The 13,745-nt window shown below is 70.3% G+C and carries 11 protein-coding genes; 8 read left to right on the top strand and 3 right to left on the bottom strand.

The window, feature by feature from the left end; all coding sequences use genetic code 11:
* Positions 1-55 precede the first annotated feature (55 nt).
* The 5 genes from BR70_RS0106855 (at position 56) to BR70_RS19950 (ending at position 5,446) form a co-directional block, all read left to right on the top strand.
* Complete coding sequence (locus BR70_RS0106855) at positions 56-1,375, top strand: MFS transporter (protein WP_027465461.1); 1,320 nt, start codon at positions 56-58, stop codon at positions 1,373-1,375.
* 193 nt (positions 1,376-1,568) lie between these two features.
* The gene (locus tag BR70_RS0106860) at positions 1,569-2,828 is read left to right on the top strand and encodes an RNA polymerase sigma factor (RefSeq protein ID WP_027465462.1); all 1,260 of its coding nucleotides are present in this window, start codon (positions 1,569-1,571) and stop codon (positions 2,826-2,828) included.
* Between the two features lie 6 nt (positions 2,829-2,834).
* Entirely contained in the window at positions 2,835-4,094 is a 1,260-nt protein-coding gene (locus tag BR70_RS0106865) for a MurT ligase domain-containing protein (RefSeq protein ID WP_027465463.1), read from the top strand.
* A complete protein-coding gene (locus BR70_RS19945; protein ID WP_051596712.1) occupies positions 4,091-4,864 on the top strand; it encodes a type 1 glutamine amidotransferase in 774 nt (257 codons plus the stop codon). The genes BR70_RS0106865 and BR70_RS19945 overlap by 4 nt, the downstream gene beginning before the upstream one ends.
* Before the next feature lie 126 nt (positions 4,865-4,990).
* Positions 4,991-5,446 (top strand): hypothetical protein, encoded by a 456-nt coding sequence (locus BR70_RS19950; RefSeq protein ID WP_027465464.1) that lies wholly within the window; start codon positions 4,991-4,993, stop codon positions 5,444-5,446.
* Between the two features lie 71 nt (positions 5,447-5,517).
* On the opposite strand, the gene BR70_RS0106880 is transcribed toward BR70_RS19950, so the two are convergent.
* Entirely contained in the window at positions 5,518-5,742 is a 225-nt protein-coding gene (locus tag BR70_RS0106880) for a DUF7455 domain-containing protein (RefSeq protein ID WP_017886093.1), read from the bottom strand.
* A gap of 167 nt (positions 5,743-5,909) precedes the next feature.
* Here BR70_RS0106880 and BR70_RS0106885 point away from each other — a divergent pair, with 167 nt between their 5' ends.
* The gene (locus BR70_RS0106885; protein WP_027465465.1) at positions 5,910-8,036 is read left to right on the top strand and encodes a DNA gyrase/topoisomerase IV subunit B; all 2,127 of its coding nucleotides are present in this window, start codon (positions 5,910-5,912) and stop codon (positions 8,034-8,036) included.
* Between the two features lie 267 nt (positions 8,037-8,303).
* On the opposite strand, the gene BR70_RS0106890 is transcribed toward BR70_RS0106885, so the two are convergent.
* A complete protein-coding gene (locus tag BR70_RS0106890; RefSeq protein ID WP_027465466.1) occupies positions 8,304-10,790 on the bottom strand; it encodes a DNA gyrase/topoisomerase IV subunit A in 2,487 nt (828 codons plus the stop codon).
* A gap of 43 nt (positions 10,791-10,833) precedes the next feature.
* Here BR70_RS0106890 and BR70_RS19955 point away from each other — a divergent pair, with 43 nt between their 5' ends.
* Positions 10,834-12,000, top strand: coding sequence for an alkaline phosphatase family protein (locus BR70_RS19955; protein WP_051596713.1), 1,167 nt, complete (start codon positions 10,834-10,836; stop codon positions 11,998-12,000).
* A 33-nt stretch (positions 12,001-12,033) separates the two neighbouring features.
* Here BR70_RS19955 and sepH read toward each other — a convergent pair whose 3' ends face one another.
* Complete coding sequence (sepH, locus tag BR70_RS0106900) at positions 12,034-13,062, bottom strand: septation protein SepH (RefSeq protein ID WP_173033640.1); 1,029 nt, start codon at positions 13,060-13,062, stop codon at positions 12,034-12,036.
* 298 nt (positions 13,063-13,360) lie between these two features.
* Here sepH and BR70_RS0106905 point away from each other — a divergent pair, with 298 nt between their 5' ends.
* Positions 13,361-13,660, top strand: a complete 300-nt coding sequence (locus tag BR70_RS0106905; RefSeq protein WP_017886098.1) for a DUF4193 domain-containing protein — start codon at positions 13,361-13,363, stop codon at positions 13,658-13,660.
* Positions 13,661-13,745 lie beyond the last annotated feature (85 nt).

Here is a 13,745-nt window from a genome sequence, read left to right on the forward strand (position 1 = left end):
ACCTCGACGACGCTCGTCGCGTATCGACGCGGGGACGCGTCGGTAGCCTGGTCCGGTGAACTCCCGTCGTGCCTTCCTGATCTGGGGCGTCGCGGTCCTCGCGTACGTCCTCGCCGTGGTGCAGCGGTCCTCGCTCGGGGTCTCCGGTGTCGATGCGCAGGACCGGTTCGCCGTCTCCGCCGCCGTCCTGTCCACCCTCGCCGTCGTGCAGATCGCCGTCTACGCGGGGCTGCAGATCCCGGTGGGGATCGCCCTCGACCGCGTCGGCCCCCGCCGGCTGGTGCTCCTCGGCGCCGCGCTGCTGGTCGTCGGACAGGCGATCGTTGCCGTGTCCCCGTCGATCGGACCGGCCATCGCGGGGCGGGTGCTCGTCGGCGCCGGTGACGCGATGACCTTCATCTCGGTGATCCGCCTGGTGCCGATGTGGTTCAGCGGCCGGATCCTGCCGCAGATCTCGCAGTGGACCGGCAACCTCGGGCAGATCGGCCAGATCCTGTCGGCGTTCCCGTTCGCGGTGCTCCTGCACACGGTGGGCTGGACCCCGGCGTTCGGCGTCGCGGCCGCGGCCAGTGCCGTCGGTCTCGTGCTCGCCGCGGTCTTCGTGCGGAACGGTCCCGTGCCGGTGCGGACGGACACGATCCCGCTGCCGCACTCGTGGGGTGCCGCGTTCAGCACCTTCGGGCACGCGCTCCGGCGCCCGGGCACGCAGCTCGGGTTCTGGTCGCACTACGTCACGCAGTCGTCGGGCACGGTGTTCTCGCTGCTGTGGGGTGTCCCGATGCTCCGGGGGCTCGGGTACTCCCCGGGTGAGGCGGCGGGGTTCCTCACGATCATCGTGGTCGTCGGGTTCGTCGCCGGCCCGGTGCTCGGCGTGCTCTGCGCGCGGTTCCCGATGCGCCGGTCCAACCTGGTGCTCGGCGTGGTCGTCCTGCTCGCGGTGCTCTGGACGGCGATCCTGCTCTGGCCCGGGCACCCGCCGACGTGGTTGCTCGTGCTGCTCGTCGTCGCGATGGGGATCGGTGGGCCCGGTTCCCTGATCGGCTTCGACTTCGCCCGGACCTTCAACCCGGTCGGCTCGCTCGGCTCGGCGAACGGCGTGGTGAACGTCGGCGGCTTCCTGGCGGCCTTCGTGATGATGTACCTGATCGGCGTCGTCCTCGACGCGGCGGCGCGGGCCACCGGCACCACGGTGTTCGCCTGGGAGAACTTCCGGATCGCCCTCACGGTGCAGTACGTCGTGGTCGGTTTCGGCGTCGGGATGCTCCTGCACTCCCGCCGTCGGACTCGCCGCGTGCTGCACTCGGAAGAGGGAATACGGGTCGGGCCACTCTGGGTTGCACTCGTTGCACGCCTGCGGAAGCGGCACGTGCAATAATGATCACGGACCCGTTCGGGACCCCTGTCTGTCGGAGCACTTCGGTGCGCCGGTGAACTCGGGGGACTTGACATGGGTCCTAGTGCTGCCCGGAACGGTAGGACTCGTACGACGCGGGGGACTGCGGCGCGGGACCTGGGCGGCGAGGGAGGCCACGACCCCACGAACGTGGCACGACGAGAGAGGTGATCGCATGGCTGCCCGGAGCACGACGATCGATCCCACGAAGGACACCGAGCCCGAGGGCGCTGTGGCAGAGGACGCCACGGACACCGAGGGCACCGCAGCGCCGAAGAAGCGCGCCACGAAGGCCCCCGCCAAGAAGGCGCCCGCCAAGAAGGCGGCGCCCAAGGCGAAGAAGACCGACGCCGTCGACGAGGCGATCGCCTCCGACGAGCCCGTCGAGGAGCCGACCGACGAGGCCGACGACACCGACGACAAGACGGCCAAGCCGGACGCCGCTGCCGCGGTCGCCGCCGGTGCGCTCGTCATCTCGCAGACCGACGACGACGAGGCGCCGGTCTACTCGACGACCATCACGGGTGCCACCGCCGACCCGGTGAAGGACTACCTGAAGCAGATCGGCAAGGTCGCCCTGCTCAACGCCGAGCAGGAGGTCGAGCTCGCGATGCGCATCGAGGCCGGCCTGTTCGCCGAGGACAAGCTGCAGCACGCGACGGGGCTCTCGAAGCCCGCCGAGCGCGAACTGCGCTGGGTCGCCCGTGACGGTCAGCGTGCGAAGTCGCACCTGCTCGGCGCGAACCTCCGCCTGGTCGTCTCGCTCGCGAAGCGCTACACCGGTCGCGGCATGCAGTTCCTGGACCTCATCCAGGAGGGCAACCTGGGCCTGATCCGTGCGGTCGAGAAGTTCGACTACACCAAGGGCTTCAAGTTCTCGACCTACGCGACGTGGTGGATCCGTCAGGCCATCACCCGTGCCATGGCCGACCAGGCCCGCACGATCCGCATCCCGGTGCACATGGTCGAGGTCATCAACAAGCTCGCCCGCGTGCAGCGGCAGATGCTGCAGGACCTCGGTCGCGAACCCACTCCGGAAGAGCTCGCCCGCGAGCTCGACATGACCCCGGAGAAGGTCGTCGAGGTCCAGAAGTACGGCCGCGAGCCGATCTCGCTGCACACGCCCCTGGGCGAGGACGGCGACTCGGAGTTCGGTGACCTCATCGAGGACACCGAGGCGGTCGTGCCGGCCGACGCGGTGGGCTTCACGATGCTGCAGAAGCAGCTCGAGAGCCTGCTCGACTCCCTGTCCGAGCGCGAGGCGGGCGTCATCCGCATGCGCTTCGGCCTCGGTGACGGCCAGCCGAAGACCCTCGACCAGATCGGTGACACGTTCGGCGTGACGCGCGAGCGCATCCGTCAGATCGAGTCCAAGACGATGGCGAAGCTCCGCCACCCGTCGCGGTCGCAGTCGCTGCGCGACTACCTCGAGTAAGCCGGCATGCGCTTCTTCATCCCGATCCTGATCGGGCGGATCCTCCGTGCCCTCGCCCGTGCGAGGGGCGGCGGGTCCGCCTACCCCGGGTACATCGTCCTGAAGCTCGTGCCGGACTTCCTGCAGCACGTGACGAAGCAGTTCCCGAACGGCGTCGTCTTCGTGCTCGGGTCGAACGGCAAGTCGACGACGACGCACATGATCTCCGACATCGTCCGGGCGCACGGACTGCGGGTCTTCACGAACCCGTCCGGCGCGAACCTGCCGCAGGGCATCGCGTCGGCCCTGCTGTCCGAGGTCTCGCTGACCGGCCGGCTCAAGGCCGACATCGGCATCCTCGAGGTCGACGAGGCCTTCGCGGTCGAGCTCGCCGGCATCCTGTCGCCCTCGACGGTGACCATGCTCAACGTGCAGGTCGACCAGCTGTACCGGTTCTTCGAGACCGAGCGCGTGGCGACGATGATGCTCGACACCGCCGCGCTGTCGACGGCGAACGTCATCACGAACCACGACGACCAGTTCCTCGACGGCTACTCCGGCGCCCCCGGGCAGCGCGTCCTGCGGTTCGGCGCGAGCGACGAGGTCATCGCCGCGGCACCGAACGGCCTGCAGAACGCCGACTCGTTCGACGCCGGTGACCGTGCCCAGCAGACCGCCGACGCCGAGGTCGTGGCCCACACGGGCGACGGCGCGACGATCCGCTTCGACGGTGCCGAGATCCCCGTCCGGCTGCCCGCCCGCGGCCTGCACTACGCGGTCGACGCCGCTGCGGCCACCGCGACGGCGAGTGCGGCCCTCGGTGCGCAGTTCCGTGCCGACGCCGTGACCAAGGCCTTCGGCACGATGAAGCCGGCGTACGGCCGCGGCGAGCGTCTGCCGATCGCGGGTGAGTCGGCCGAGTTCACGATGTTCAAGAACGCCGCGAGCCTGCAGCTGAACCTCGACGCCCTGCCGGACCAGCCCGAGCAGGTCCTCATGGCGATCGACGAGGGCACGCCCGACATCTCCTGGATCTACGACATCGACTTCTCGAAGCTCGACCACGTGGACGTCGTCTCCGGTGACAAGGCGTGGCAGATCGCGATCGCGCTCGAGCACGCCGGTGTCCGCATCGGCCGGGTCGAGCCCGACGTCGAAGCAGCCATCAAGCACATGGAGCAGCTCGGCTCGACGACCCGCGGGACGAAGAACTTCATCGTCAACTACGAGATCATGATGATCGCCCGCAAGGCCCTGGGCCACCCGGACATGGAGAAGACCGCATGACGGCCGACCGGCTGACCATCCTGCACGTCTACCCCCGGCAGATGGGCGTCTCGGGCGACCGTGGCAACGTCGCGGCCCTGGTCTGCCGTGCGGCCACTGCGGGCATCGAGACACAGGTCGTCGAGTACGCGCCCGGTGACGAGCTCCCGAGCGCGGCGGACGTCGTCGTGATCGGCAACGGACCGCTCAGCGCGATGCGTTCCCTGGGCGACGACGTCACCCGCATCGGCGGCGCGCTCCGTGCGTTCGCGACCGATGGTGTGCCGGTCATCGCGGTCGGCGGTGGGTTCGACCTGGCGACGAACGAGGTCGTGCCGACCGAGGGTGCGCCGGTCGCCGGGTTCGGTGTGTTCGACGCCCGTGCCGTCCGCGGTGCCGAGCGGCGCGTGAACTACTTCGTCCTCGAGACCCGGTACCCGCTGCTCCCCGGAGCACCGAAGCGTCTCGCCGGCTTCGAGGACCACGCCACCACGATCGAGCTCGCGCCCGGGGTCAGCCCGTTCGCCGACGTCGTGTCCGGTGGTGGCAACCAGGCGGGAGCCCCGGTCGAGGGTGCGATCGTCGGGACGTCGTTCGGCACGCACACGCAGGGCCCGATCCTGCCGCTCAACCCGCAGCTGACCGACGGCGTCCTCGCCGCGGCCACCGCACGGCTGGGCCGGGCGTACGCGCCGGACGCGGAGCAGACGGCGACCATCGACCGCTACGCACGTGAAGCGCGCGCCACGGTCGACCGCTACGTCGACAAGGCGTTCAAGCGCATCGCCTGACGCACGAAGCAGAAGGCCGGGTCCCGAGGGGGCCCGGCCTTCTGCATGCGCAGAATGGCAACAGTTGCCAAGAGCGTCCACTCGGATTCAACATCTGACATGTTGGAGGGCGACAAAGGAGGCTCCATGCACCACAACAAACTCGTCCTCGCCCTGGTCGGTGGACTCATCGTGACCCTGACCACTGCCGGCACGGTCGCCCAGACGGCTCCGGCGGAGGCCGCGACGACGCGGATCAGCTCCGCGTGCAGTTCGGTGCCGACGACCACGACCGAGTCGGACGGGGTACCCGGCACGATCTTCTACAAGCGACTCCAGTGCTTCGGCAGCATGGCCGGGTCCGGGTACGCGGGGCCCATCGACGGCGTGATGGGGCCGAACTCGTGGCAGAGTGTGGCGATTCAGCTCATCGTGCGCGGCCACTTCTACGGGAACAGCATCCCCAACTGGGAGAGCCCAGACACGGTCGCAGCGCTCCAGCACTGGGCGGCCGCTCACGGCCGGTACAGCGGTCCGATCGACGGAGTGTGGGGGCCGAACAGTTACCGCGGCGTCGCTTGGATGCTCAACCGCTCGTTCTGAACCGGGCTGCAGACAGACAGGAGGCGCGGTGCCAGCTGGCACCGCGCCTCCTGTCCGTGTGTCGGTCGCGACTACTTCGACTCGTAGAGTCGGCTGCTCTCGTCGTGCCACTCGATGGCGGTCGCTGCGAGCTTGTCCTTGAACTCGGCGCCGTGGTGGGCGCAGAAGTAGAGCTCGCCGCTCGACATGGTGGCTCGGATGTAGGCCTGCGCCCCGCAGCTGTCGCAACGGTCGGCGGCGGTCAGCTGGTGGTTGCTGACTTCGTCGATGGAGGGGTCCTGCACGGTCTGGGTCATTGCTGTGCTCCTCACGGATCGCAGGTGGTGCCGGGTGGTTGCACCATTTCAACACGTGATGCCTGAGAGCGACGCATTGTCGGGCCCTGTTTCGCTCAGCGCGGATCGCTTGGCCCCAGTGCGAGTGTCCACACGGTGCTGTCGGTGCCGCTCGGTAAACTCCGACGGTGAGCTCCGACTACTCCGCACGCCATCTCTCCGTCCTCGAAGGGCTCGAGGCGGTCCGGAAGCGGCCGGGCATGTACATCGGCTCGACGGACTCCCGGGGCCTCATGCACTGCCTGTGGGAGATCATCGACAACTCGGTCGACGAAGCCCTCGCGGGGCACGGTGACGAGATCGGTGTCGTGCTGCACGCCGACGGCTCGGTCGAGGTCCGGGACACCGCCCGGGGCATCCCCGTCGACGTCGAACCGAAGACCGGCCTCACCGGGGTCGAGGTCGTGTTCACCAAGCTGCACGCCGGCGGCAAGTTCGGCTCGGGGTCGTACGCGGCCTCGGGTGGCCTGCACGGCGTCGGCGCCTCGGTCGTGAACGCGCTGTCGGAGCGCCTCGACGTCGAGGTCGACCGCGGCGGCAAGACCTACGCCATGTCGTTCCACCGCGGCGAGCCGGGCATCTTCGACGACAGCAAGGGCATCGGCCCGGACGCTCCGTTCGCGCCCTTCACCTCGGGCAGCGAGCTGCGTGTGGTGGGCAAGGTCAAGAAGGGTGTCACCGGCTCCCGGATCCGCTACTGGGCGGACCGCCAGATCTTCACCGCCGACGCCCGGTTCAGCACCGACGACCTGGTCACCCGTGCACGGCAGACCGCGTTCCTCGTGCCCGGGCTCGGCATCACCATCACCGACGAGCGCGCGGCGTCGATCGACGCCGCTGCCGCCCGGGCCGAGGCGACGGGTACCACCGTGGCCGCCGGGCCGGTGGTCGAGCGCTTCCGGTACGAGGGCGGGATCGGCGAGTTCGTCGAGCACCTCGCCGTCGACAGCCCCCTCACCGACGTCTGGCGCGTGCAGGGGACCGGCACCTTCACCGAGACCGTGCCGATGCTCGACGACAAGGGCCACATGGTCTCCACCTCGGTCGAGCGCGAGTGCGAGGTCGACCTGGTGCTCCGCTGGGGCAGTGGCTACGAGACCGTGTTCCGCAGCTTCGTCAACATCATCGCGACGCCGAAGGGCGGCACCCACCAGGCCGGGTTCGAGTCGGGCGTCGTCAAGGCCGTCCGTGCCCAGGTCGAGGCGAACGCGCGCAAGCTCAAGGTCGGGCAGGACAAGCTCGACAAGGACGACGTCCTCGCCGGCATGACCGCCGTGCTGACCGTGCGGTTGCCCGAGCCGCAGTTCGAGGGGCAGACGAAGGAGATCCTCGGCACCCCGGCGGTCCGGAAGATCGTCGACCAGGTCGTGTCGAAGCGCATCACCGAGATCCTCACCTCGACGCAGCGCACCGAGAAGGCACAGTCGGCCGCTCTGCTCGAGAAGGTCGTGTCCGAGATGAAGACCCGCATCTCGGCGCGGGCGCACAAGGAGACGCAGCGCCGCAAGAACGCGCTCGAGAACTCCTCGCTGCCGACGAAGCTCGCCGACTGCCGCTCGCAGGAGACCGAGGGCACGGAGCTCTTCATCGTCGAGGGTGACTCGGCGCTGGGCACCGCGAAGCTCGCCCGCAACAGCGAGTACCAGGCACTGCTGCCGATCCGCGGCAAGATCCTCAACGTGCAGAAGGCGTCCGTGTCGGACATGCTCTCGAACGTCGAGTGCGCGTCGATCATCCAGGTCATCGGCGCTGGTTCGGGCCGTACGTTCGACATCGACCAGGCCCGCTACGGCAAGATCATCATCATGTCGGACGCCGACGTCGACGGCGCCCACATCCGCACGCTGCTGCTGACGCTGTTCTTCCGGTACATGCGGCCGATGATCGAGCAGGGCCGGGTCTTCGCCGCCGTGCCGCCGCTGCACCGGGTCGTCGTGGTGAACCGCGGCAAGCCGAACGACACGCTGTACACGTACTCCGAACAGGAGCTGCAGACGGTGCTGAAGAAGCTCGAGAAGACGGGCAAGAAGTACCAGGAGCCGATCCAGCGGTACAAGGGCCTCGGTGAGATGGACGCCGACCAGCTGGCGGAGACCACGATGGACCGCGCGCACCGCACCCTGCGCCGGGTGAACGTGACCCATGCCGAGGGTGCCGCGAAGGTGTTCGAGCTGCTCATGGGCAACGACGTCGCGCCGCGCAAGGAGTTCATCCTGGCCGGCGAGGGCCTGGACCGCGACCGCATCGACGCGTAGCGCGCCTTCACGCCCGGGCCGCGCAGCGGCCTGGCGTGCTCACGCGCTGAGCGACACCTCACGCGGCCTGCGGCCCGTGAGCTGTCGCTCAGCGCGAAACCGCGCCGCGTCCGCGACACGGTGACGGCGGACGGGAGGCCCGTGGCGGCGCCGCCCCGCGCCTCCAGGCCGTGCGCCCTGCGTTCTCACGCGCTGGGCGACACCTCACGGGGCCCGAAGAGCGTGAGATGTCGCCAGGCGCGAAACGTGGCGCACGCCAGCGCCCGCCTACGCCTCGCCGGCGGTGCCGTCGAGCGTCGCCGCGCTGCCACCGATCGAGCCGATGACCGCCTCGAGCGGGGCGCCGGACCCGTCACGCTTCGACAGCCAGTCGGGCAGGGTCCGTGCGGCGCCGTCCGTGCCGACGGCGTGTGGCGGCGCGATGCCCGCCCATCCCACCGTGAGCCCGTCCTCGCCCTTCAGGAACGCGTGCGCCCGGACACCCTGGGTGGCACGGCCCTTCGCCGGGAACTCCGACAGCGCGGAGACCTTGGCGCGACCGGCGTCGGTGCCGGGCAGTGCTGTCGAGGTGGTGGACACCGTGGCGACCACGGCGTCGTCGGAGCGTGCGACCGAGCCGAACCAGATCACCGAGGCGCCGTCGGCGAGGGCCATGCCGGCCACACCACCGGCGGGCAGCCCCTGCGCCCGGACGACGGACGCCGGGAACCGCAGCAGCTGCGCGTTCGAGCTGATGAACACCAGGTCGTCGGACTCGGGCGCCTGCGCGGCACCGACCACGTGGTCGCCGGGCTTCAGGCCGATCGCGACGAACTCCGGCTTGTCGGGCCACGCACCCGCCACGACGCGCTTCACGACGCCCTGCGCGGTGCCGATCGCCAGCGAGTCCGACGACGCACCGGACAGGTCGACGATCGCCACGACGGTCTCGCCCTTGGTGAGCGCCAGGAAGTCGGTGACCCGGACGCCGGCGTCGAGCCGGACCGCGGCTGGCGGCACGGCGGGGACGTCGACGGGGGAGAGCCGGAGGACCCGCCCGGTCGAGGTGATCGCGCCGATCTGCCCCCGCACCGTGCTCACCACGGCGGAGCGGACGGCGTCGTGCTTCGAGCGCTTCGGCACGCGGACGATGCCGAGCTCCGACGTCGGGATGTCGACGCGGATGAGCCGTCCGGTGGTCGAGAGCAGCACGCGGCAGGGGGAGTCGGCGATCTGCAGGGACTCCGGGTCGACCGCGGCCTTCCGACCGCCCTTCACCGGGGCGTCGGCCTCGGTGAGCAGCGTGCGGCGCGGGGTCGCGAACTTGTCGGACACCTCGGACAGCTCGAGGGCGACCTGCGCGCGGAGCCGTTCGTCGGACGCCAGCAGTTCCTCGAGGGCGGCGATGTCGGCGAGCAGCTGGTCGCGCTCGGCCTCGAGCTCCATCCGCGAGAACTTCGTCAGGCGGCGCAGGCGCAGCTCGAGGATGTACTCGGCCTGCACCTCGGACAGGTCGAAGACGTCGCGGAGGCGGTTGCGCGCTGCCTCGGAGTCGTCGGAGGTGCGGATGACCTGGATGACCTCGTCGATGTCGAGGATCGCGATGAGCAGGCCCTCGACCAGGTGCAGCCGTTCCTTGCGTCGTGCCAGCCGGTACTGCGACCGGCGGGTGACGACGTCGAGGCGGTGCTGCACGTAGACGTCGAGCAGCTCGCGGAGCCCGAGGGTGCGCGGTGACCCGCCGACCAGCGCGACGTTGTTGATGCCGAAGCCGTCCTCGAGCGGGGTGTGCTTGTAGAGCTGCTCGAGCACGGCGGTGGGGTTGAAACCGCTCTTGATGCCGATGACGAGCCGGAGCCCGTGGTTGCGGTCGGTCAGGTCGTTGACGTCGGAGATGCCGACGAGCTTCTTGGACTGGACGCCGTCCTTGATCTTCTCGATCACACGCTCGGGGCCGACCAGGTAGGGCAGCTCGGTGACGACGAGCCCGACCTTGCGCGGGGTGAGGTTCTCGACGCTCACCTTCGCGCGGGTGCGGAACGAACCACGGCCGGTGGCGTAGGCGTCGCGGACCCCGGAGAGCCCGACGATCGTGCCGCCGGACGGCAGGTCGGGGCCGGGCACGAACTCCATGAGTTCTTCGAGGGTGGCCTGCGGGTTCATGAGCAGGTGCTTCGCGGCCTCGACGACCTCGCCGAGGTTGTGCGGTGCCATGTTCGTCGCCATGCCGACCGCGATGCCGGAGGCGCCGTTGACGAGCAGGTTCGGGAACGCCGCCGGCAGCACGCCCGGCTGCATGATCTGGTTGTCGTAGTTCGGGACGAAGTCGACGACGTCCTCGCCCAGGCCCTCGGTCATCGCCATCGACGGTTCGGCGAGCCGTGCCTCGGTGTACCGGGCGGCAGCGGGGCCGTCGTCGAGGGAGCCGAAGTTGCCGTGGCCGTCGACGAGCGGCACGCGCATCGTGAACGGCTGGGCCATGCGGACCAGCGCGTCGTAGATCGCGCCGTCGCCGTGCGGGTGCAGCTTGCCCATCACCTCGCCCGTGACGCGGGCGCTCTTGACGTGTCCGCGGTCGGGTCGCAGCCCCATCTCGGCCATCTGGTACAGGATGCGACGCTGCACCGGCTTCAGGCCGTCGCGGGCGTCGGGCAGCGCCCGCGAGTAGATGACGGAGTACGCGTACTCGAGGAAGGAGCCCTGCATCTCCTCGGAGACGTCGACGTCCTCGATGCGCTCACCGTCGGGCAGGCCGACTACGTCCGTGCGTGCCATGGCACCTTTCTGGAGAACCGGAGTCGTCTGGGAGACTCGTGGGATGGGAACAAGCGTACCGACGGCCCCCGACGCCGTCGCGAACCTCGCCGACGTCTTCCCGAGTTGCCTCGTGGCGCTCGGCGCTGCGGACGAGGCGTGGTTGCGGAACGACGGCCTGGAGGCCCGGATCACCCTCCGCCCCGCCCGCTCGGCGATCGTCGTGCTGGTCGACGGCCTCGGTTCCGCCGCGCTGGCGGCGCGCGCCGGGCACGCCCGCTGGTTGACCGGCGCGAAGGGCACCGGCACCGCGAAGAAGCTGCGGAGCGGCTTCCCGACGACGACCGCGGCCGCCCTGAGCACCCTGACCACCGGCCGCTCGCCCGGCACCCACGGCGTCGTCGGCTACAGCGGCTGGAACCCGGACACCGGTGCCGTGATGAACCTGCTGGGCGGCTGGGACACCGAGGTCCCTGCGGACTGGTTCCTGACCCGGACCCTGTTCACCCGGGCCGCGGAGCTCGGACTCGATCCCGTCGTCGTCGGGCCGGACCGGTACCGCTCGTCCGGGATGACCGCGAACGTGCTCGGAGGCGCCCGGTACGTGTCGGCGGACACGATTGCCCAGCGCGTCGACGCCGCACTGGCCGAGACCACCGGCGGCCGCTCGCTCGTCTACCTGTACGTGCCGGAGCTCGACTCGATCGGGCACAAGTACGGCTGGCAGTCCGACCGGTGGACGGCCGCCCTCGAGCTGCTCGACGGCGAACTCGCCCGCCTCGACGCCCGGAGCGCCGACGACGTGGGGGTCCTGGTGACGGCGGACCACGGCGTGCTCGACGTGCCGGACCACGCGAACATCGCCATCGACCCGCTGCTGCTCACCGACGTCGTCGGCGTCGCGGGTGACCCGCGCTGCCGCCAGCTCACCGTCGCACCGGGCACCGACGTGCGCGCCCTCGTCGGCGCGTTCCGGGCCCGCTACGGCAAGAAGGCGTACATCGCCAGCCGTGCCGAGGCGATCGAGGCCGGGTGGTTCGGGCACGTGTCCGACCAGGTGGTGCCGCGCATCGGCGACGTGCTCCTCGTGGCGCGCGGCTCGTGGGCGTTCAACGACGACCGTGCCCTGCGCGAGGACGAGACACCGAAGCGCATGATCGGCCAGCACGGCGCGATGACCGACGAGGAGACGATCGTGCCGCTCCGACTCGCCGGCGCGTTCGCCCACTAGGACGTCGGCGCCGACGGTCGGTGCACGTGCCGATCAGGCGGGGTCGTCGTCCGGACGGGTGCCGAAGACGATCTCGTCCCAGCTCGGCATCGAGCGACGGTTGCGCTTCTTGCGTTCGCCACGGCTCTCGGACTCCGGCGCCGAGGCCGGACGGACGTCGGAGGACTGCGGTGCGGTGTCGTGTGCGCCGCCGTCCTCGAAGCCCTGCAGCGGGATGTCGACGACGCTGATCGAGGTCCCGCGGGCGGGCTCGTCGCGCTGTTCGCCGAAGGACGCTGCTTCGCGCTCCCCGCGGCGACGGCGGAGCGCCTCGAGCAGGTCCGCGGTCTCGTTGCCGGGAGCACGTTCTTCCACGGCGGCCTGACCGATGCGGGGCAGTGGTGCACGGAGCGGCGCGTGCTGGGACGGCTCGGGCTCGGCGGCTGGCTGCTCCGGCTCGTCGACGCGGAAGGCGCCCGAGTCGAAACGGGTGCCGTCGTCGTCCTGCTGCTCGAACTCGACCGCACGCAGGCGCGGGGCGATGCCCTCGTCGTCGGTGTGCGAGAGACGGTGGGCGTCACCGTTGTCCGGCGCGAGGGTCGAGGTCTTCGGGTCGAAGTGCCACTGGGCGTCGTGCTCGACCTCGCCCGCGGTGTAGCGGACGCGGACCTGCCACCCGCTCTCCGGGTGCTTCCACGAGCCCCAGGTGATCGCGGTGGCCTCGCCGGCCTCGAGCTTCGCGGTGATCGCGGGGCCGAAGGTGTCGGGGGACTCGTCGTCGACCGGGGTGACCGGCACGCGGTGCGAGGCGTCGAGGATGAAGGCGCGCTCGGCGAGGACCGGCCCCTCGAAGCGACGGACGTACTCGACGTCGACGTCGAGCGCGGCGGCCACGTCGGCGGCGTCGGCGCCGCCACGGATGCGTGCCTGGACGTCCTTGGGGGAGACCCGCTTCTGCGGACCGGCGTCGGGGTTCGCCTGGCGCACCTGGCCTGCCAGCGACGACGTGACGGGCAACCGGAACTCGGTGCCGCCGTCGGTCGCCAGGAGGAGTGCGCCGGACTCGACTCCGATGACTCTCACGTCTTGCATGGTTCCGCCTTCCCAGCGTCGCGTACGGTCCTGCTGTCGTACCCCGTGAGTATGCCGGGACGACGGGCGGTTTCCGGGGAGGCGCACGGGCGTGCCGCGGACATCCGCGCGGCCGATCCCGGGCACGCGGCACTCCGGCAACGGGTGTCGGGAATGTCCGGTTCCGGTCGTGGGTTGCACCGCCAGCACGACCCGCCGCAGCACTCGGTTTGCGCTCTGGCGGGGCGTGGTGCAAACTGTCGCCGCCGATCACCCGGCGACGACCTCTCGATACGAGAAATGGATGGGCATGGCCACCGATTACGACGCCCCCCGGAAGACCGACGACAACTCCGACTCGGAGTCGATCGAGGCCCTCAAGGAGCGCGTTCCCGACAAGATGTCGGGGGTCGTCGACGATGATTCCGACAACCCCGGCAGTTTCGAACTCGCCGGGCAGGACCTCAGCGACGTCGACCTCGACGTCGTGGTGCTGCCCCCGCAGGTCGACGAGTTCACCTGCGTCGAGTGCTTCCTCGTGAAGCACCGCTCCCAGCTCGACCACGAGTCGAAGCTCGGACCGGTCTGCGCGGAGTGCGCGTCGCTCTAGCGAACACAGCCGCGTCGTCCTCGACGCAACGATCAGCGAAGGCCCCGCATCCTCCAGGGATGCGGGGCCTTCGTCGTGTGCTGCG

This window comes from Curtobacterium sp. UNCCL17, from assembly GCF_000686685.1.
In the GTDB taxonomy this organism is placed as follows: domain Bacteria; phylum Actinomycetota; class Actinomycetes; order Actinomycetales; family Microbacteriaceae; genus Curtobacterium; species Curtobacterium flaccumfaciens.